General features: G+C 68.7%; 17 protein-coding genes. 15 read left to right on the forward strand and 2 right to left on the reverse strand.

What is annotated here, in order from left to right:
- Positions 1 to 367 precede the first annotated feature (367 nt).
- From GGR04_RS24370 to GGR04_RS02795, 4 genes are read left to right on the forward strand one after another with little or no spacing between them, the layout of a single operon-like run.
- Positions 368 to 1,849, forward strand: coding sequence for an FAD-dependent oxidoreductase (locus tag GGR04_RS24370; protein ID WP_183197609.1), 1,482 nt, complete (start codon positions 368 to 370; stop codon positions 1,847 to 1,849).
- A complete protein-coding gene (locus GGR04_RS02785; protein ID WP_183197611.1) occupies positions 1,846 to 3,210 on the forward strand; it encodes an MFS transporter in 1,365 nt (454 codons plus the stop codon). Before GGR04_RS24370 ends, GGR04_RS02785 begins: the two co-directional genes overlap by 4 nt.
- A complete protein-coding gene (locus GGR04_RS02790) occupies positions 3,207 to 3,944 on the forward strand; it encodes a thioesterase II family protein (protein ID WP_183197613.1) in 738 nt (245 codons plus the stop codon). The genes GGR04_RS02785 and GGR04_RS02790 overlap by 4 nt, the downstream gene beginning before the upstream one ends.
- Positions 3,941 to 4,738 carry a 4'-phosphopantetheinyl transferase family protein gene (locus tag GGR04_RS02795; protein ID WP_183197615.1) on the forward strand — a complete coding sequence of 266 codons (798 nt, stop codon included), beginning with the start codon at positions 3,941 to 3,943 and terminating at the stop codon, positions 4,736 to 4,738. The genes GGR04_RS02790 and GGR04_RS02795 overlap by 4 nt, the downstream gene beginning before the upstream one ends.
- 456 nt (positions 4,739 to 5,194) lie before the next feature.
- Here the strand turns inward: GGR04_RS02795 and GGR04_RS02800 are convergent, their stop codons facing one another.
- Positions 5,195 to 6,088 carry a helix-turn-helix transcriptional regulator gene (locus GGR04_RS02800; RefSeq protein WP_512698875.1) on the reverse strand — a complete coding sequence of 298 codons (894 nt, stop codon included), beginning with the start codon at positions 6,086 to 6,088 and terminating at the stop codon, positions 5,195 to 5,197.
- A gap of 157 nt (positions 6,089 to 6,245) precedes the next feature.
- Here GGR04_RS02800 and GGR04_RS02805 point away from each other — a divergent pair, with 157 nt between their 5' ends.
- From GGR04_RS02805 to GGR04_RS02855, 11 genes are all read left to right on the forward strand, one after another.
- Positions 6,246 to 7,133, forward strand: coding sequence for a DMT family transporter (locus GGR04_RS02805; protein WP_183197617.1), 888 nt, complete (start codon positions 6,246 to 6,248; stop codon positions 7,131 to 7,133).
- A 343-nt stretch (positions 7,134 to 7,476) separates the two neighbouring features.
- A complete protein-coding gene (locus GGR04_RS02810) occupies positions 7,477 to 8,097 on the forward strand; it encodes a cupin domain-containing protein (RefSeq protein WP_183197619.1) in 621 nt (206 codons plus the stop codon).
- Positions 8,098 to 8,335: 238 nt separating this feature from the next.
- Positions 8,336 to 9,271, forward strand: a complete 936-nt coding sequence (locus GGR04_RS02815) for an ABC transporter substrate-binding protein (RefSeq protein WP_183197621.1) — start codon at positions 8,336 to 8,338, stop codon at positions 9,269 to 9,271.
- Positions 9,272 to 9,331: 60 nt separating this feature from the next.
- The gene (locus GGR04_RS02820; protein WP_183197623.1) at positions 9,332 to 10,126 is read left to right on the forward strand and encodes an ATP-binding cassette domain-containing protein; all 795 of its coding nucleotides are present in this window, start codon (positions 9,332 to 9,334) and stop codon (positions 10,124 to 10,126) included.
- The gene (locus tag GGR04_RS02825; RefSeq protein ID WP_183197625.1) at positions 10,123 to 11,148 is read left to right on the forward strand and encodes an ABC transporter permease; all 1,026 of its coding nucleotides are present in this window, start codon (positions 10,123 to 10,125) and stop codon (positions 11,146 to 11,148) included. Before GGR04_RS02820 ends, GGR04_RS02825 begins: the two co-directional genes overlap by 4 nt.
- Positions 11,149 to 11,152: 4 nt before the next feature.
- Complete coding sequence (locus GGR04_RS02830) at positions 11,153 to 12,247, forward strand: phosphotriesterase family protein (RefSeq protein ID WP_183197627.1); 1,095 nt, start codon at positions 11,153 to 11,155, stop codon at positions 12,245 to 12,247.
- 26 nt (positions 12,248 to 12,273) lie between these two features.
- The gene (locus GGR04_RS02835; RefSeq protein WP_183197629.1) at positions 12,274 to 13,041 is read left to right on the forward strand and encodes a glutamine amidotransferase; all 768 of its coding nucleotides are present in this window, start codon (positions 12,274 to 12,276) and stop codon (positions 13,039 to 13,041) included.
- Positions 13,042 to 13,056: 15 nt separating this feature from the next.
- Positions 13,057 to 13,962 carry a PfkB family carbohydrate kinase gene (locus GGR04_RS02840; protein ID WP_183197632.1) on the forward strand — a complete coding sequence of 302 codons (906 nt, stop codon included), beginning with the start codon at positions 13,057 to 13,059 and terminating at the stop codon, positions 13,960 to 13,962.
- The gene (locus GGR04_RS02845) at positions 13,959 to 14,801 is read left to right on the forward strand and encodes a BtpA/SgcQ family protein (RefSeq protein WP_183197633.1); all 843 of its coding nucleotides are present in this window, start codon (positions 13,959 to 13,961) and stop codon (positions 14,799 to 14,801) included. The genes GGR04_RS02840 and GGR04_RS02845 overlap by 4 nt, the downstream gene beginning before the upstream one ends.
- Positions 14,798 to 16,045: a Zn-dependent hydrolase gene (locus GGR04_RS02850; protein WP_183197635.1), complete on the forward strand. Its 1,248-nt coding sequence runs from the start codon at positions 14,798 to 14,800 to the stop codon at positions 16,043 to 16,045. The genes GGR04_RS02845 and GGR04_RS02850 overlap by 4 nt, the downstream gene beginning before the upstream one ends.
- Positions 16,046 to 16,087: 42 nt before the next feature.
- Complete coding sequence (locus GGR04_RS02855) at positions 16,088 to 16,723, forward strand: hypothetical protein (protein WP_183197637.1); 636 nt, start codon at positions 16,088 to 16,090, stop codon at positions 16,721 to 16,723.
- A 281-nt stretch (positions 16,724 to 17,004) separates the two neighbouring features.
- Here the strand turns inward: GGR04_RS02855 and GGR04_RS02860 are convergent, their stop codons facing one another.
- Entirely contained in the window at positions 17,005 to 19,284 is a 2,280-nt protein-coding gene (locus GGR04_RS02860; protein ID WP_183197640.1) for an NADP-dependent malic enzyme, read from the reverse strand.
- Positions 19,285 to 19,342 lie beyond the last annotated feature (58 nt).

Below are 19,342 nucleotides of genomic sequence, written 5' to 3' on the forward strand. Positions count from 1 at the left end.
TTAAAATTGTGCTCTGCCGGCTTCCCGATTATGCCTCGCCTTGCATCCTTCAACACCGCATTGACGAGAGCAGACCGGTTGATGGCGACCTCGAACCTATCGCGACGAGAGGCTCGCCACTTGGCCTTCGACGCGCCGTCGTCGCCGGCCTTCGGCCCGCAGACGATCCGGCCGTTACCGAACTCTTCCCCAGCCGGTTCCGGCTGAGCCTGCATCCGATCCGGGGGTCGGCAACCCCCGGCGCCCTACGGACCGCGCCGATCGAGCGACGGCCGGTCATCGACCCATCGACCGATGCGGAGCCCCGTGGTCGGCAGCCCCGGCTGCCCGGCCGGCCCCCTCGCGCCGATCCCACCGGAGTATCGCCGTGCCCGAAGCCAGACCCGCCGCCTTCGCCGGACAGAAGATCGTCATCGTCGGCGCGGGCCTTGCCGGAACGCTCTGCGCGATCATGCTGGCGCAACGCGGCGCCCGCGTCGAGATCATCGAGCGACAGACCTTCGATCCCAAAGACGACTACAGCAACCGGCGCTCGTTCAACGTCACGGTGAGCAGCCGCGGCGAGGCGGCGATGAAGGCCGCGGGGATCTGGGACCGCGTGAAGGCACGCACCATCGCGATCACCGGCCGCACCTGCCACGAGGGCCTCGGTTCGACCTTCTTCTCCTACAGCCGCGACCGGTCCGTCGCCCTCCATGGGGCGCGCCGCTCGGACGTGAACGGCGAACTTCTGGCTGCGGCGGCCGAGCACGAAGGCATCGCCATCCGCTTCGGCTGGACGCTTCGCGATCTCGACAAGGCGAGCGGCGCCCTGACGATCGCCCCCGTCGCCAGCGACGCGCCGGCCGAGACGATCGGCGACGCCGACTTCGTCATCGGCGCGGACGGGGTTCATTCGGCCGTGCGGCGCCTCATCCATCGCGGCGAGCGCGCCGACTTCACGCAGCGCTATCTCGACTGGAACTATCGCGAGATTGCCATCCCCGCCGGCCCGGACGCGGACCATCCCTGGCGGATGGATCCGAACTCGCTGCATCTCTGGCCACGCGGCGATCTCATGATGTTCGCGCTGCCGAACCCGGACGGCTCGTTCACCGGCAACTTCATCTACCCCTGCGCGAGGGAGGCCGACTTCGCGGCGATCGGTCTCGTCGGCGAGATGTTCCGCCGCGAGTTTCCCGACGTGGCCGCGCTCGTTCCGGACGCCGAGGAGCGCCTGCGCGTGACGCCGCCCTCCTACTTCCCGACCCAGCGCAACTCGAAATGGTCGCATGGCGACCGGTTCGTGCTGCTCGGCGACGCCGCCCATGCCACGGTCCCCTTCTACGGGCAGGGCATGAACTCGGCCTTCGAGAGCGTGCTCGAGCTCGTCTCCTGCCTGGAGCGCTTCCCGCGTTCCGAGCGGGCGCGGGCGTTCGAGGCCTATCAGAGCGCCCGCAAGCCCCACACCGACGCGGTGGCCGACCTCTCGATCGAGAATTTCGACGAGCTGCGTTCGCGCTTCCGCCACGTCGTGCCGCAGGCCCGGCGGCGGGTCGAGGTCCTGCTCAACCGCCTGCTGCCGAACGCCTTCGTGCCGCTGCACGTCAGGGTCTCGCATTCGCTGGAGGGCTACCGCACGGCCATCGACGCCTGCGCCCGGCGCGATCGCCTCCTGCGCTGGTTCGGCTTCGATCTCCTCGTCTACGCCGCGGCGGGCGGGCAGATCGCCGCCACCGCGCTCCACCGCGTCTGGCACGGCGGCACGGGGCTGTCGGAGCATCTCGCACGGAGGCGCGCCGTGGCCGCGGCGCATGTCGAGGCCGAGGCGCTGCTGCCCGGCGATCCGTCGTCGGAGCGCCCGGCGTGAGCCCCGCCGCTCCGACGCGCAGCCTCGCCCCCTTCGCGATCCTCATCGGCGGCCAGCTCGTCTCCTTCGTCGGCACCACCCTGACGGGCGTGGGCATCGGCATCTGGGTCTTCGGCCAGACCGGCTCGGTGATGACCTTCGCCTGGCTGACGATCCTCACCCTGGTGCCGGCCATCCTGATCTCGCCCTTCGGCGGCGTCATCGCCGACACCTGGCGGAAGAAGCCCGCGATGCTCGCCGTCGACAGTCTCTCGGCGCTGTCGAGCGCGACGATGCTGGCGCTGCTTCTGTCCGGGCGCCTCGAGTTCTGGCATCTCTACGCCAATGCCGTCGTCAGCGGGCTGGCGCTCGGCCTGCAGCGTCCGCTCTTCGAGAGCACGACGCCGCTGATGGTGGACGAGCAGCGCCTTGCCGGCGTCAACGGCATTGTCCACTCGGTGGCCGGCATCGGACAGGTGGTGGCGCCCGTCCTCGCCGGCACGCTCGTCGCCACGCTCGGCCTCTCCACGCTCCTGATCCTCGACGCCTGCACCTTCCTCGTCGCCTTCGGCTGCACGCTTGGCGTGAAGGTGCCGAACGCCCCCCGCCGGGACCGGGCGGACGAGAGTTTCGTCGCGGCCTTCCGCGAGGGCTGGCGGTTCGTGCGCGAACGCCCGGGCCTCTACGGCATGTTCTGGTTCACGACGATGAGGAACTATCTCTTCGCCACCTGCGAAGTCGTGGTGGTGCCGCTGCTTCTCGTCGTCACCACCCCCGAAAAGACCGGCGCGGTGCTCTCGGTCGGCGGCCTCGGCGTGCTCGCCGGCGGCCTCGCGATGGGCCTTCTGGCGCGCCGCCGCCGGCTGATCGTCTGGGTGATCCTGGCGCAGGGGCTCACCGGGCTGGCGATGATCGTCGGCGGGCTCTCGACCGACCTCGTGGTCATCGCGGTGGCCCTGGCGCTCGCCTTCATGGCCTTCCCGATCGAGGAGGCGAGCAGCACCACGATCATGCAGCGCAAGGTGCCGGCCGCGCTTCTCGGCCGCGTCGCCAGCGTGCGCAACATGATGAGCATGAGCGCGCCGCCGCTGGCCATGCTCGTCGCCGCGCCGCTCGCCGACAAGGTGTTCGAGCCGCTGATGCGCGACGGCGGCCCGCTGGCGAGCTCCGTCGGCCTCCTGACCGGGACGGGACCGGGACGCGGCATGGGCCTTCTCCTCGTCGTCACCGGGCTCGCGACGCTGGTGCTGACCATCGTCGGCTGGCGCAGCGCGGCGCTGCGAAACGTCGAGACGGATCTGCCGGACCAGCACCACGAGAGCGCCAAGCAGACCCCGGCCCCGGCGCGCGGTCTGGCCGAGGCGATCGGACGGGACCGATGAGGCCGGCGGCCCTGTCGCTCCATCGTCCGCTGCCGGGCGCGGCCTTGCGGATCGCCGCCTTTCCCCATGCCGGCGGCGGCGCCTCCGCCTTCCGGGGCCTCGCCGCAGCGCTCGGCGCGCGCGGCGTCGAGCTCTGCCCGCTGCAGGCGCCGGGACGCGAGAACCGCATCGCCGCGCCGTTCCACCGGACCGCCGAGGCGATGGCGGCGGAGTTCGCGGCGGCGCTCGCCACCCTCGCGCCGCTGCCCACGGTCTATCTCGGCCACAGCCTCGGCGGCCTCGTCGCCTATCTCACCGCGCGCCTGCGGACCGCGGACGGCGCGCCGCCGCACCATCTCGTCGCCTCCGCCAGCCTCTCGCCGCTGCTGCGGTGCGGGCGCGGCGCGGCGGCGGAGCGGCCGTCGCCCGCAAGCTTTCGCGAACGCATCCTGGCGCTCGGCGGCGTTCCCGAGGCCATCGCCGCCGATCCCGACCTCTTCGCTCTCTTCGAACCCGCGATCCGCGCCGATTTCGAGCTGGCCGACCGCTACCAGCACGAGACGGCCGAGCCGCTCCCCTGCCCGATCACCGTCTATTCCGGCCTCGGCGACACCGCCGCGCCCGCCGCGGCGGCGCCATCCTGGCAGGGCCTGACGCGCGCGCCGGTGCGCCGGCGAAGCTTCGAGGGCGGCCATTTCTTCCTCTACCGGCAGCCGGACGCCACCGCCGCCGCGCTGATCGAGGATCTCGCGTGAGCGGGACCGCCCTCCCCGCCGAGGGCTGCATCGATCTCTGGCTCCTCGACGGATCGAACCCACCCGCCGGGATCGACGCGATCGATCTCGACGGCGAAGAGGAGGCGCGGGCCGGCCGCATGGCGACCGCCGAGCTGCGCGCGCGGCTTCGTCGGCGGCGGCGCTTCCTGCGCGCGGTGCTCGCCCGCTATCTCGGCCTCGCGCCGGGCGACGTCCCGTTGCGCGCCGCGCCCGGCGGCAAGCCGGCGCTCGCCGGCGAGACGCGCCTGCGCTTCAGCCTGTCGCACAGCGGCGAGCTCACGGTTCTGGCCGTCGGGCGAACCGAGCTCGGCGTCGATCTCGAGCAGCGCAAGCCCTTCGACCGGCTGGCGGAGGTGGTCGCCCATTCCTGTTCTTCGCGCGAGCGGGCCGCAATCGCCGCTGCGCCCGATGCCGCGACGGCCTTTCTCGATCGCTGGGTCGTCAAGGAAGCCGTCCTGAAATGCCGGGGAACCGGGCTCGTCGAAGACCTCGCCGGCATCGATCCCGGTCCCGTCTCCCGCGAGCCGCGGGACTGGCAGGGCCTGACGATCCGCAAGCTGCGCCCGCCAGCGCTTCCCTCCGGGCCCGATCTGCATATGGCCCTCGCCGTCGAGGGACCTGCCGAGCGCATCGCATGGCGTGGGCTCGAATCGCCGGTGGCGATCCCCTTCCGCCTCTCGGACGGGACAGGGAGCAGATGGGCTGCTCCCCTGACAGGGGAGGGCATTCTGGACATCGCGCCGCCCGCCTCTCGAACGCAACGCAACTCATAAAGTCCTGCATCCAACGACGCCCGACGGGGTCGCTGATGCCGTCGGACGTCGCAGGCGATCGCCTCTGTGCGGTCCAGAACGATGCACGAGACGCATTCGGCGTCTCGAAGAACGTCCTTCGTGGGGCGCCGTCGATGCCATGTGCGCGTCTTCCCGGTTCCGCCGTCTGCTTCCCCATTCGAGCGCCCAGTCTGCCGGCCTCACGCCGGAATGGCTTTTTCTGGATTTGACCGCAGGCACGATTCTGAACGGCCGCGTTGGCAAGTTGACGTTCTCGAAGAGGACGGTGGACTGGATCCATCGGTAGACGGCGATGTGGTCGACGGAAAGACCAAGCTCGGCCGTCGTCTCTTCAAGATCGGGACGGCTGAGGACGTAACGGCCGTACCAGTTCGTGCAGAGGAGTGGCTTCGGCGGAAATCGGATAGCATCCGTCGTCCGTCGAGCATCATGCTTTCAAGCTGTAGCGTCCTCCGTTCCATGCCGCCCCTCACCAACGCGATGGCGGTAGGCGCCGGGCGTCATTCCCGTCGCGGTCCTGAAGGCCCGGGTCAGATGGCTCTGGCTGCTGAAGCCGCAGGCGGAGGCGATCTCGGCGATCGGCTCGACGCCCTTCAGCAGGGATCTGGCGCGCACGATGCGGCGGTGGCCGACGAAGGCATGGGGCGAGATGCCGAAGCTCGCCCGAAACATCCGCTGGAGATGAAACTCGCTGAGCTGCACGAGGCGCGCGAGATCCTCCAGGCGGATGGTGCGATGCAGGTCGGCCTCGATCTGGTCGCGCAGGCGGCGACAGAGATGCGGGGCCAACCCGCCCCGGACGCCGTCCCGCTTCGCTCCGCCATACCGTGGATCGTCGTAGAGGCGAACCAACGCCGCGATCCCCGCCGTTTCCGCCCGCATGTGATCGCCGACGAGCGTCGCCTCGGCCAGGTCTCGCAACACGGGGGCGAGCATCGGCGCATCGCCGAACGTCACTTCCGGCATCACCATCATCCGCGCATCGCGGTCGAAGGTCTCCGCAAAGACCCGACGCGCCTGATCGTCGGGAATGTAGAGATGCACGAAGCGGAAGGCGTCGGTGATGTCCCATTCGGACGACTGGCCTTGCGGCATGATGCATAGCGCACCGGGCCACCCGCCGGCGGTATCGATGTCGAGCCGCCGCGTGCCGGTCCCCCCGGCGAGATAGAGGCTGATCGTATGCCCGCCCGGCCGCTCGTAGGACATGCGGTCGCGTTCGTTGGCCCAGATCGCGGCGGACCGGTTCGATCCGAGATCGAGATGCTGGAGAACCCGAGCCGACGGCGAGGCCGAGAGCGAGTTGAACACGGTGGGAAGGCTTGGCATCATCGCGAGACCCCGGCGGAACACGTCGACCGTCGTAGCATCGACGATCCGGCGAGCCCACGAGCGGATCCGCCGGCTTGTCCGTTCACCGCAAGATCCTGCAAGCCGTCGCGCCGTCGATCTCCTAACGGTCGTGAGCCCAAGGGAGCCGACCACCATGAATGCAGCGCTGTTCGTCTCCACCGTCCTCATCTGGGGCACGACCTGGATCGCCATCGCGCTTCAGGTCGGCCCCGTGCCGGTTCTCGTTTCCGTCTTCTACCGCTTCGCGCTCGCCGCGCTCCTCCTCGTCGCCGTGCTGGCGGCCACGGGACGCCTGAAGCGGCCGCCGCTGCGCGACCAGCCCTTCGTCCTGGCCCAGGCGCTCTGCCTCTTCAGCCTGAACTTCATCTGCTTCTACAGCGCCGCCGCCTACATCCCCTCCGGACTGGTCTCGATCGTGTTCTCGCTGGCGACCATCTACAACGCGGTGAACGCGCGCCTGTTCTTCGGCGACCGGATCACGGCCCGCACGCTGGCGGCGGCTCTGCTCGGCGCCAGCGGCCTCCTCCTTCTGTTCGGGGAAGCCGTTCTGGTCGGCATGAACGTCGATACGTTGAAGGGCGTCGGCCTCGCCGCGCTCGGCACGCTGTTCTTCTCGCTCGGCAACATGGTCTCCCGCCGCAACAGCGCCACCGGCATCGCCCCCGTCACGGCCAATGCCTGGGGCATGACCTATGGCGCGCTCTTCCTTCTCGTCCTGATCGGCCTGACGCGGACACCGGTCGTCGCGCCGCCCTCCCCAACCTATCTAGCCGCTCTCGTCTACCTCGCCGCCATCGGGTCGGTGGTCGGCTTCACCACCTACCTGATGCTGGTGGCGCGCATCGGCTCGTCCCGGGCTGCCTACACGACCGTCCTCTTCCCGATCGTCGCGCTGTCCCTTTCGACGATGTTCGAGGGCTACCAGTGGGACGGGACCTCCGTGGCCGGACTGGTTCTGACCCTCTTCGGCAACGTGGTGATCTTCACCGGTGGCAAGGCTCGAAGGATCGAACAGTCCTGACGAAGCCTTCGGCTCATTCATCGAGATCATGCGTGTCTCGTACTTGGTCGAACGCCTTGGGTACCGTCGTTATCGCTGACAAAGCGGGATCGAACGTCGTCACCGGGCCCAAGTTGTTGACCCACCGGTTCCCTTTATCGGCGCAACGTCGTCATTCGTGATCAGGCAAATCCACGAGAGTCTCGGCGCAGGACCGCCTGGGGACGATGTCGTTCTCGCTCTTGCCTCTCGACGTCCCTGACGGCCGTCCACCGACTGACCGATTGAATGATGTTCAACCGACTTGAAAATCGGCGACACGTCCATTCTATCTTGCGGCATGACAATGCCGTGGAAGACGTGAATGAACTCGAAACCGAAACCTTCGGACGGATCGCGGGTCGCTCGCAGTGATGTCTTGGCCTCCCCGAACAGGCTTGGTGTGCGACTGAAGCTGGCTCGCCAAACCAAGGAGATGACGCTGAAGAACCTGGCGGCGTCCGCAGGCTGTTCCGAGAGTCTCCTGTCGAAGATCGAGAACGGCAAGGCCTCGCCGTCGCTCCCGATGCTGCATCGTCTGGTGGAGGCCTTGGGAACGAACATTGGCCGCATGTTCGAGGAAGTGGATGGCGAAGAAGGCATCGTCTTTCGCGCCGGACAGCGCCCCTTCATCACCCTCGACCCCCTTCGCCAAGGAGAGGGCATCACTCTGGAACGGGTCATTCCCTATTCCGTCGGCCATCTCCTCCAGTGCAACATCCACCATATCGATGCCGGTGGCTCCAGCGCGGGGCCGATCCAGCATGTGGGCGAGGAAGTCGGCTACGTCGTTGCGGGCGAGGTCGAACTGATCGTCGACGACCTGTCCTTTCGGCTGTTCGAAGGCGATTCGTTCGCTTTCCAGTCGGGGAGACCCCACCATTATCGCAACGCCGGAACCGGGCGCGCCAGCATTTTCTGGGTCAACACGCCGCCCACGTTCTGAACAACAGACGGGCAGGTCGGTACAATGGTTCGCTGTTTTGTCGCGGCGGCGCCGGATGCGCGGCGCCGCGGCCGCAGCGCACAAATGACGTGCGGCAATGCACAATCAAAGGGCAGACGCACGCATCGGCGCGAAACCCATCAAGATAATTGATAAATGTTCAAGTCTCTTGAATTCTCTCCTTGCTGACGACGGCACGGCCCGATGGACGGGTGTCTCGATCAAGGAGAACTGGAACATGCGCCTTTCCCATTTCCTCGCCGGTGCCGCCGCCCTGACGCTTCTGGGCGGCACCGCCTCGGCGGCTCTGGCCGACACCTTCGCCCTGGTGACGATCAACCAGCAGGCCCTCTTCTTCAACCAGATCAACGACGGCGCGAAGGCGGCGGCCAAGGCAGCCGGCGCCGAGTTGGTGATCTACGACGCCAACAACGTTCCCGCCGCCCAGAACACCGCGATCGAGAACTACATCACCCAGAAGGTCGACGGCATCATCCTGATCGCCATCGACGTGAACGGCGTGAAGCCCGCCATCACCGAAGCCAAGAAGGCCGGCATCCCGGTGATCGCGATCGACGCGCAGATTCCGGGCGGCGACAACGTCTCCTTCGTCGGCGTCGACAACATGAAGGCAGGCGAGGAGATCGGCAGGTTCTACGCCGAGTACGTGAAGGCGCAGATGAAGGGCGAGGCGACGGTGGGCGTCGTCGGCGCTCTGAACTCCTTCATCCAGAACCAGCGCCTCGACGGCTTCAAGAAGGCCGTGACGGAGAGCGGCGCGAAGGTCGAGTTCCTCGACACGGTGGACGGGCAGAACGTCCAGGACGTGGCGCTCGGCGCCGCCGAGAACCTGATGACCGCCAACCCGACGATGGCGACGCTCTACGCGACCGGCGAGCCGGCGCTGATCGGCTCCGTCTCGGCCGTCGAGAGCCAGGGCCGGCAGAGCGACGTGAAGGTGTTCGGCTGGGACCTGACCGCCCAGGCGGTCAAGGGCATCGACGAGGGCTGGGTCGCCGCCGTGGTGCAGCAGGACCCGGCCGGCGAGGGCAAGGCGGCCGTCGAGGCGCTCGCCAAGCTGAAGAAGGGCGAGAGCGTCGAGCCGATCATCAACATCCCCGTGACGATCGTCACCAAGGAGAACGTCGACCAGTTCCGGGGCATGTTCCAGTAACGAGCCCTCCGGGCGGGCTTCGGCCCGCCCCTCCCCGTTTTTCTCCAGCCGAGCGGCGCCATGACAGCCACACCCGACCGGGTCCGGATGACCGGCATCTCCAAGCGTTACGGTCCCATCCAGACGCTTCACGACGTTTCCCTGCATCTGGCGCCGGGCGAGGTTCTGGGGCTCGTCGGCGACAACGGCGCGGGCAAGTCCACGCTGTCCAAGGTGCTGTCGGGCGCCGTCGTGCCGGACAGCGGCACGATCGAGATCGACGGGAAGGCCGTCGCCTTCGCCTCGCCCGCCGACGCGCGCGCCGCGCATGTCGAGATGGTCTACCAGGACCTGTCGCTCTGCGACACGGTGGACGTCGCCGGCAACATCTTCCTCGGGCGCGAGCCGCGTCGCCGGGTGGCCGGGCTCAAGCTCCTCGACAAGCGGCGCATGCACGACGAGGCGAAGGCGATGCTGGAAACGCTCGGCATCGTCATCGCCGACACCCGCCTTCTCGTCGAGAACCTCTCGGGCGGGCAGCGCCAGTCGATCGCCATCGGCCGCGCCGCCTCGTTCGAGCCGAAGATCCTCATCATGGACGAGCCGACCGCCGCACTCGCGGTGGCCGAGGTCGAGGCGGTGCTGGAGCTCATCCGCACCGTGTCGGCGCGCGGGGTCAGCGTCATCCTGATCACGCACCGGCTGCAGGACCTCTTCCTCGTCTGCGACCGCATCCAGGTCATGTACGAGGGCCGCAACGTCGCGGAGCGGCGCATCGCGGACACCAACATCGAGGAGGTCGTGAACCTCATCGTCGGGCGCCGGTTCCAGGCGCGCTCGGCGCGGGCCGACCACGCGCAGGGAGCACGGGCATGACCTCGGGCATCGCGGGCCAGGGCGGCCATCTCCATGCACCTGCCGCGCCGCGCGTGCGCAAGGCGACCCTGCGCGACCGTTTCGTCGCCAATGGCGCCGTGGGCTCGATCGCCATCTTCTTCGCCGTCGTCTGCCTGCTCTTTGGCCTGGCGACCGACGCGTTCCTCTCGACGCCCAACCTCCTCAACATCGTCCGCCAGTCCGCACCGCTCCTCATCGTCGCGGCGTCCATGACCTTCGTCATCACGACGGGCGGCATCGATCTCTCGGTCGGCTCGGTGCTGGCGCTGGTCTGCGCCCTCTCGGCGGCGCTTCTGCAGCTCGGTCTCTCCTGGCCGCTGACCATCCTCGCGATGCTGGCGCTCGGCGCCGGCATCGGCGCGCTGCAGGGCTTCTTCATCGCCTATGAGGGCATTCCGGCCTTCATCGTGACGCTCGCGGGCCTCTCGGTGATCCGCGGCGTCGCCCTGCTCATCACCGGCGGCTATTCCATTCCGATCGAGCCGACGAGCATCTTCGTCACCCTCGGACGCGGCTGGTTCCTCGGCGTGCCCATTCCCGCGTGGATCGCGCTCGCGGTTCTCGCAGGCGCCTATCTCGTCTTCAACGGCACGCGCTTCGGACGCTACGTCACCGGCATCGGCGCGAACAAGGAAGCCGTGCGCCGTGCCGGCGTCGACGTCCGGCGCACGCTGCTCTTCGTCTACATGCTGTCCTCCACCGCCGCGGCGCTGGCCGGGGTCGTGCTGGCCGGACGCCTCGGCTCGGGCTCGTCCAATTCCGGCCAGGGCTTCGAGCTCGAGGTGATCGCGGCGGTCGTGCTCGGCGGCACCTCGCTCTTCGGCGGACGCGGCACGATGGTCGGCACGCTGCTCGGCGCGCTGACGGTCGCCGTCATCGCCAACGGGCTGATCCTCGCGCATATGTCGCCCTTCCTGACGCCGATCATCACCGGCACCATCATCCTCGTCGCGATCTGGCTGAACTTCCGCCTGTTCCGCGGCGCCTCGCGCGGGCGCTGATCCGATGGCGCTCGACTTCCGCGATCCCGCCTCACGTCGTCCGTCCGCCGCCGGGATCGGCGTTCGCTCCGGTCACGTGATGACGGTGGATGGCCCCCTGGCCGTCGCCGACATGGGCGTGACGCTCATGCACGAGCACGTCTTCCTCGACGGCGCCAAGTCCTGGCGCTGTCCGTGCCATCCGCCCGACCCGGTGCTCAACGAAGGCCCCGTGCGCCTCGAGATCATCGGCGAGCTGCGTATGAACCCCTACATGAACCGCGACAACGTCTCGCTGGACGACGGCGATCTCGCCCTGTCGGAACTGAAGATGTTCCAGGCGCTGGGCGGGCACACGGTGGTCGATCCCACCAATTTCGGCATCGGACGCGACCCGGAGGGGCTTCGCCGCATCCAGCGCATGAGCGGGCTGAAGATCGTGATGGGCTCGGGCTTCTATCTCGAGTTCAGCCATCCCGACTGGCTGAAGGCGATGAGCGTCGACGAGGTCGCCGATTTCATCGCGCGCGACGTCGGCGGCACCGAGGATCGCCCGGAGATCGTGGCCGGCATCATCGGCGAGGTCGGCGTCTCCAAGGACTTCACCGCCGAGGAGCGGAAGTCGCTGACGGGCGCCGCCCGCGCCTCGGCGCGCACCGGCGTGCCCCTCTCGATCCACCTGCCGGGCTGGGAGCGCCTCGCCCACGAGGTGCTCGACGTGGTGGAGGGCGAAGGCGCGGACCTCGGCCACACCGTCCTCTGCCACATGAACCCGAGCCACGACGACCTCGACTACCAGACGAGCCTCGCCCGGCGCGGCGCCTTCCTGGAATACGACATGATCGGCATGGACTACTACTATGCCGACCAGGACGCGCAGTGCCCCTCCGACGAGGAGAACGCCCGCGCCATCCACCATCTGGTGGACGCCGGCTTCGCCGACCGCATCCTCCTCAGCCAGGACGTCTTCCTCAAGATGATGCTGACCCGCTACGGCGGCTTCGGCTACGCTCACGTGCTCCGCCACTTCGTGCCGCGCCTCAAGCGCCGCGGCGTCGAGGACGCCGTGATCGACCGCATGATGGTCGACAATCCCCGTGCCGTCTTCTCGGCCACCTGATCCCGTTGCCTCAAGGAAACATCCCCATGTCCCGTAAGAAGGTTCTCCTGGCCGGCGAAAGCTGGGTGTCCACCGCGACCCACATCAAGGGTTTCGACCAGTTCCCGACCGTGACCTACCACCAGGGCGCGGACGAGCTTCTGGCCGCGCTGAAGGACAGCCCCTTCGACATCACCTTCATGCCCGCCCATCAGGCGCAGAGGGACTTTCCCCAGACCCTCGAGGCGCTCGGCGAATACGACGCGGTGATCCTGTCGGACATCGGCGCCAACACGCTGCTGCTGCATCCCGATACGTGGATCCACTCCAAGCCGACGCCGAACCGGCTGAAGCTCCTGCGCGACTACGTGGAAGGGGGCGGCGCGCTGCTGATGTTCGGCGGCTACTACTCGTTCCAGGGCATCAACGGCGGCGCCCGCTACGCCCGCACGCCGGTGGAGGACGTGCTGCCGGTCACGTGCCTGCGCTTCGACGATCGGGTGGAGGTGCCCGAGGGCTTCGTTCCCGTGGTGACGGGCGACGCCTCGCACCCGATCCTCGACGGGCTGGGCACGCAGTGGCCGCTGCTTCTGGGCTACAACGAGGTGGAGCTGAAGCCGGGCGCCGAGGTGCTGGCCACGGTCTCCGACGACTACGGCGCGCAGCCGCTGCTCGTCACCGGTACCTACGGCAAGGGCCGCTCGCTGGTCTGGACGTCGGACGTCGGACCGCACTGGCTGCCGGGCGAGTTCATCCGCTGGGACGGCTACGCCAGGCTCTTCGGCGCCATGCTCGCCTGGGCGACGGCGAAGTAGGGAGGCGCTGGGCGCATGGCCGTTCACGTCGTCGGCAATGTCGGGCTCGACACGACGTTCCGTCTCGCCCGCTTTCCCAAACCCGGCGAGACGCTGAACGCGTCGGGCGTCGGCGTCGCGCTTGGCGGCAAGGGGGCCAATCAGGCCCTCGCGGCCCTGCGCGCCGGCGCAGAGGTGACACTCTGGTCGGCCGTGGGGTCGGACGCGGAGGCCGCCGTGGTGCGGCGCGGTCTTCTGGACGCGGGCCTCTGCGACCGCGGCCTGTTGGTCCTCCCCTTGCCGACCGACCGCTCGGCGGTGCTGGTCGATGCCGACGGCGAGAACCAGATCGCCAGCGCCGTCGCCTGCGCCCTCGCCTTCGATCCCGTCTCCAGCCGCTGGTTCGAGAGGGCGCAGGGCGGCGACGTCCTCGTGCTGCAGGGCAATCTGACGCCGAACGCGACCCGCGCGGCGCTCCGGACCGGCCGCGCGCTCGGCCTGCGGACGATCCTCAACGCCAGCCCGCTCGGAACGCACGCCGACATGCTCGACGGCATGCCGCATGTCGTCGTCGTCAATCGCGTGGAAGGCGAGACGTTGACCGGCGAGCACGCGCCCGACCGGATGGTCGAAGCCCTGTGCGGGCGTATCAGTGGGGCGGCGGTCGTCACGCTCGGCGCGGAGGGCTTCGTCTTCGCGGAAGGGCCGGACGAAAGGCCCCGATCCCGCGCCGCCCACGCTGCCCGCGCGGTGGACACGAGCGGCGCGGGCGACGTCTTCTGCGGCACCCTTGCCGCGCGCCTGTCGCTTGGGCACGGGTTCGAGCCGGCCCTCCGCCTCGCGGGATGGGCGGCGGCGATCGCCGTCACGCGGGCCGGCACCTTCGGCTGCGGTCCGGACCGCGGCGAGTTTCAGACATGGTATGAGAGAGAACGCACATGAGCCCTTCATCCCAGCCCATCGGACAGGCGCCCGGCGACACGCTCCAGGCCATCTTCGGCACCCGGCGCGCGATCATCGGGGTGGTGCATCTCGCCCCCCTCCCCGGCAGCCCGCGCTTCGACGGCGAGGCGGTCGAGACGATCTACCGGCGCGGGCTCGACGACGCGCGCGCCTATCTCGGCGGCGGCTGCGACGGCGTGATCGTCGAGAACCACGGCGACGTGCCGTTCTCCAAGCCCGATGCGATCGGCCCGGAGACGTCGGCGTACATGGCGGTCGTCGCAGACCGGATCCGGCGCGAGCTCGGTCGCCCGATCGGCATCAACGTCCTCGCCAACGCCGCCATTCCCGCGCTCGCGATCGCCAGCGCCTCGGGCGCCGCCTTCGTGCGGGTCAACCAGTGGGCCAACGCCTACGTCGCCAACGAGGGCTTCGTCGAGGGCGAGGCGGCGCGCGCCATGCGGTATCGCGCCCAGCTTCGTGCCAAGGGCATCCGCATCTTCGCCGACGCGCACGTAAAACACGGAGCCCACGCCATCGTCGCCGACCGGCCGGTGGAGGAGCAGGTCAAGGATCTCGTCTTCTTCGACGCCGACGTGGTGATCGCCACCGGCCAGCGCACCGGCCATGCCGCCGAGCTGTCCTACATCCGCATGATCAAGGAGGCCGCCAACCTGCCGACGCTCGTGGGCAGCGGCGTCACGCACGAGAATGTCGGCGACATCCTGTCCGTCGCCGATGGGGTCATCGTTGCCAGCTCCCTCAAATACGACGGCGTCTGGTGGAACCAGGTCGACCCCGAGCGCGTGAAGGCGTTCACCGCCGGGCTGCCGCGATGAGCGGACGGCCGGCGATCCGGCCCGATCGGCTTCAGGATCGCCTCGCCCGCTTCGCCGCGATCGGCGCCACGCCGAAGGGCGGCGTCGATCGGCAGGCCCTGACGCAGGGCGACCGGCAGGCGCGCGCACTGCTGGTGGACCTCGCGGGAAGCCGCGGCTTCTCCGTCCGTCAGGACGCGGCCGCCAACCTCTTCCTGCGCCGCCCGGGCGAGGACGCCGACCTGCCACCGCTGCTTCTCGGCAGTCATCTCGACACCCAGCCGACCGGTGGCCGCTTCGACGGCGCGCTCGGCGTCCTCGCCGCCTTCGAGGTTCTCGAAGCCCTGGAGGACGCGGGAGTCAGCGCCCCGCGCTCCGTCGAGATTGCGGTGTGGACCAACGAGGAAGGCAGCCGCTTCGCGCCCGGCGCGATGGGATCGCAGGCCTTCGCTTCGGGCCTGTTGCCAGCGGAATGGCTGGACGCACGCGCCTCCGACGGCGCGCGGCTCGGCGATGAGCTGGCGGCGACGATCGGATCGCTTCCTGCCCCGGTGACGTCTCTCGGCTTTCCCATCGCCGCCTATCTCGAACTCCACATCGAGCAGGGTCCGGTTCTCGAACGGGAGAACACGCCGATCGGCGTCGTCACCGGCATCCAGGGAACGCTCTGGCTGGCCGTCGAACTTGAAGGCCGGGCGGCGCATGCGGGAACGACACCCCTCGACTTCCGGCAGGATCCGATGCGGGCCGCGGCGACCGCGATGGCCGAGCTCTATCGAACCGTCATGCCGACCGATCCCGACGCTCGTTTCACCATCGGTCGGATCGAGGTGCAGCCCGGCTCGATCAACTCGGTTCCCGAAAGCGTGCGCTTCACGATCGATCTGCGCCATCCCGATGCGGCGGTCCTCGCCGGTCTCGAACGCCAGGTTCGGGCCGCCTGCAAAAACGCGTCCGCGGATTCCGCCTGCCGGCTGTCGATCCATCGGCTTCTCGACATGCCGCCGATCGTCTTTCCGGAGACGATGGTCCGCCTGGTCGAGGAGAGCGCGCAGCGTGCCAAGCTCGCCACGCGCCGCATCGTGTCGGGCGCCTTCCACGACGCGGTCCATCTCGCACGCTGCGCTCCGACCGCGATGATCTTCTGCCCTTGCCGCGACGGGATCAGCCACAACGAGGCGGAGCATGTCGAACCCCACTTCGCGGCGGCTGGAACGACAGCCCTCTTGGAGGCGACATTGTCCGTGTTGGCCCGTGTTCGTTAGAGCCGGTCCGGAAACAAACGCGTCGATCTTCGTTCGAAGCGGATGAACCGCCACGACGTCAACGCCGACTCGCAGCTCGTCGCGGAGTGGCCCTTCCCGATGGCAGCCGCACTCGGCTCCAGCGTGCGGGCCAAAGGGATCGAGCGCGAGATCAAGGGACATCTGTCCTTTCCCGACCGCAAGCACCTCGCCGTCGACGAGGGTGCCATCCGGCTGACCTTCGAGGCGGGAGAGGACCACCGTCTCACCGAAGCTTCCAAGGTCGTGGAACAGGTGCTCGGCGGGGTCGACACACTGGCCGTCCTGCCACGCGAGGTCGATGACATCCTGACCATCTCGCCGCGCGAGCGGCTGAAGTGGACGAAGGACGGTCGGTTGAAAAGCGCGGGCATGCGGACCGTGAAACTGCGTGGGCGCGCGAAGGCCGTGACATTCCATGTCTTCGATCCCAGGCATATCGAGGACGTTCAGGACCGCGACCTTGCGTCCGTCTGGCGCAACGAGGATGCGCAGACAACCGCCGAGAACCGCCGTCGAGCAGGCGCCAGAGCCGCCCTGACACGAGGGGCGAAAGATGCGCGCAAAACAACCGCTGCGAAGAAACGGACCGGCGGTCGAGATCAAAGCCCGACCTTACGCGAATGGGATACCTTTGAAACCGAAGGCCTGCTGCGCTGACGATGCTCCCGGCATCGTCGCGCGCAACTCGGCGGATCGACATTCAGGACTCCCCGTCGAGCAGCCGCCGACGCGCCTTGCGAAGGGAGATCACCCAAATGGGGGCTCTGGCCGTCATTCCTTCGAACCAAAGTCGCGAGATCCTCGTTCCCCACGACGCCGACACGCATCGCAACCGCATCGAGCGATGCGTCTCGAAAGCTCCGCGGCCAAAGAAGACGGAGAGCCGATCCGGGGAACCCGTGTTCGCCGGATCGGCTCTTCGTGCGCCGGCGCCGCGCCTACTCGCCCGCCGAGAAGGCCGCGAAGGCGGCCATGTTGACGATGTCGGTGTCCTTGGCGCCGAGGCCGACGATCTGCACGGGCTTCTCGAGGCCGACGAGGATCGGGCCGAGCACGGTGGTGTCGCCGAGTTCCTGCACCATGCGGGTGGAGATCGAGGCGGAGTGGAAGGCCGGCATGACGAGGACGTTGGCCGGCCCGGTGAGGCGGCAGAACGGATAGGCGGCCATCAGTTCGGGATTGAGCGCGACGTCGGCGCCCATCTCGCCGTCGAATTCGAAGTCGGCGCTGTTCTGAGCGAGGATGCCGACGGCCTCGCGCACCCGCTCGGAGCGCTCCGAGGGCGGGTGGCCGAAGGTGGAATGGGCGAGGAAGGCGACGCGCGGCGTGTGGCCGAGCTTCTTGGCGAAGCGCGCGGCCTCGATGGCGATGCGCGCGAGCTGCGCGGCGGTGGGCATGTCGTGCACGGCGGTGTCGGCGACGAAGGTCGTGCGGCCCTTGGCGATGACGATGGAGATGCCGATCACGGCGCGTCCGGGCTTGGGATCGATGACGTGGCGCACGTCTTCGAGCACCACGGAATAGTTGCGGGTGAGGCCCGAGACCATCGCGTCGGCATCGCCGAGCGCCACCATGGCGGCGGCGAAATGGTTGCGGTCGGTGTTGATGAGGCGGTGGCAGTCGCGCTGCAGGTAGCCCTCGCGCTGCAGGCGGGCGTAGAGATGCTCGGAATAGGCCTGCGTGCGGGTCGAGAGCTTGGCGTTCTGGATCTCCATCCCGTCCTTCAGCTCGACGCCGGCAAAGCGCGCGGTCTCCTCGATGCGATCCTCGCGGCCGACGAGCACGGCGCGGCCGAGCCCCTGCGCCACGTAGGACGCGGCGGCGCGGATCACCTGCTCCTCTTCGCCTTCCGCGAACACCACCTTGCGCGGGCTCTGGCGCAGCTTGGCGAAGATGTTCTGGAAGGTGCCGGCGGTGGGGTCGCGGCGTGAGGCCAGCTGGTTGCGATAGGCGCCCCAGTCCTCGATGTCCTTGCGCGCGACGCCCGATTCCATCGCGGCGCGGGCGACGGCCTCGGGAATGTGGGTGATGAGACGGGGGTCGAAGGGCGCGGGGATGATGTAGTCGCGGCCGAACTTCGGGCGTCCCGCGCCCTTGTAGGCGGAGGCGACGGCATCGGGCACGTCCTCGCGGGCGAGCGCGGCCAGCGCCTGCGCCGCCGCGATCTTCATGGCGTCGTTGATCTGCGTGGCGCGCACGTCGAGCGCGCCGCGGAAGATGTAGGGAAAGCCGAGGACGTTGTTGACCTGGTTCGGGTAGTCCGAGCGCCCGGTGGCCACGATCGCGTCGTCGCGGATGGCGTGGGCTTCCTCGGGCGTGATCTCGGGATCGGGATTGGCCATGGCGAAGATGATGGGATTGGGCGCCATTGCCGAGACCATCTCGGGCGTCAGGGCGCCCTTGGCCGAGACGCCGAAGAACACGTCGGCATCGACCAGCGCCTCCTGCAGCGTGCGCGCCGGCGTGTTGGCGGCGTGCGCCGACTTCCACTGGTTCATGCCCTCGGTGCGGCCCTGGAAGATGACGCCCTTGGTGTCGCAGAGGATGACGTTGTCGTGCGGCACGCCCATCGCCTTGACGAGTTCGACGCAGGCGATGCCCGCAGCCCCCGCACCGTTGCACACGAGCCTGATGTCGGAGATCTCGCGGCCCGTCAGATGCGCGGCGTTGATGATTCCGGCCAGCGCGATGATCGCCGTGCCATGCTGGTCGTCATGGAAGACGGGAATGTCCATGAGCTCGCGCAGGCGCTGCTCGATGATGAAGCATTCGGGGGCGCGGATGTCCTCGAGATTGATGCCGCCGAACGAGGGCCCGAGATAGCGCACGGCGTCGACGAACTTGTCAGGGTCTTCCGTGTCGATCTCCAGATCGATGGAATCGACGTCGGCGAAGCGCTTGAAGAGCACCGCCTTGCCCTCCATCACCGGCTTCGAGGCAAGCGCGCCGAGATTGCCGAGGCCGAGGATCGCCGTGCCGTTCGAGATCACGGCCACCATGTTGCCGCGCGTCGTGTAGTCGAAGGCCTTGGACGGATCGGCGGCGATGGCGTTGACGGGCACCGCGACGCCCGGCGAATAGGCGAGGCTGAGGTCGCGCTGCGTCGCCATGGGCTTGGTCGGCGTGATCTCGAGCTTGCCGGGCCGCCCCTCGGCGTGGAAGGCCAGCGCCTCCTCCGGCGTGGTGCGAATGCCGCTGCGACGGTTGTTCTCGGCCATGGACTGCCCTCGCTCGGGCCGCGCGAACCCTCGCCGGCCTCCTTGGCGTCCTGTTTCG

The organism is Aureimonas pseudogalii, from assembly GCF_014196835.1.
GTDB classification, from domain to species: domain Bacteria; phylum Pseudomonadota; class Alphaproteobacteria; order Rhizobiales; family Rhizobiaceae; genus Aureimonas; species Aureimonas pseudogalii.

Bases quoted from the DNA above. Each gene is read 5' to 3' on its own strand.
- GGR04_RS02805 (WP_183197617.1), top strand. From the start codon at position 6,246: ATGAATGCAGCGCTGTTCGTCTCCACCGTCCTCATCTGGGGCACGACC.
- GGR04_RS02850 (WP_183197635.1), top strand. From the start codon at position 14,798: ATGAGCGGACGGCCGGCGATCCGGCCCGATCGGCTTCAGGATCGCCTC.
- GGR04_RS02815 (WP_183197621.1), top strand. From the start codon at position 8,336: ATGCGCCTTTCCCATTTCCTCGCCGGTGCCGCCGCCCTGACGCTTCTG.
- GGR04_RS02835 (WP_183197629.1), top strand. From the start codon at position 12,274: ATGTCCCGTAAGAAGGTTCTCCTGGCCGGCGAAAGCTGGGTGTCCACC.
- GGR04_RS02830 (WP_183197627.1), top strand. From the start codon at position 11,153: ATGGCGCTCGACTTCCGCGATCCCGCCTCACGTCGTCCGTCCGCCGCC.
- GGR04_RS02825 (WP_183197625.1), top strand. From the start codon at position 10,123: ATGACCTCGGGCATCGCGGGCCAGGGCGGCCATCTCCATGCACCTGCC.
- GGR04_RS02810 (WP_183197619.1), top strand. From the start codon at position 7,477: ATGAACTCGAAACCGAAACCTTCGGACGGATCGCGGGTCGCTCGCAGT.
- GGR04_RS02845 (WP_183197633.1), top strand. From the start codon at position 13,959: ATGAGCCCTTCATCCCAGCCCATCGGACAGGCGCCCGGCGACACGCTC.
- GGR04_RS02800 (WP_512698875.1), bottom strand. From the start codon at position 6,088: ATGCCAAGCCTTCCCACCGTGTTCAACTCGCTCTCGGCCTCGCCGTCG.
- GGR04_RS02855 (WP_183197637.1), top strand. From the start codon at position 16,088: ATGAACCGCCACGACGTCAACGCCGACTCGCAGCTCGTCGCGGAGTGG.
- GGR04_RS02790 (WP_183197613.1), top strand. From the start codon at position 3,207: ATGAGGCCGGCGGCCCTGTCGCTCCATCGTCCGCTGCCGGGCGCGGCC.
- GGR04_RS02860 (WP_183197640.1), bottom strand. From the start codon at position 19,284: ATGGCCGAGAACAACCGTCGCAGCGGCATTCGCACCACGCCGGAGGAG.
- GGR04_RS02840 (WP_183197632.1), top strand. From the start codon at position 13,057: ATGGCCGTTCACGTCGTCGGCAATGTCGGGCTCGACACGACGTTCCGT.
- GGR04_RS02820 (WP_183197623.1), top strand. From the start codon at position 9,332: ATGACAGCCACACCCGACCGGGTCCGGATGACCGGCATCTCCAAGCGT.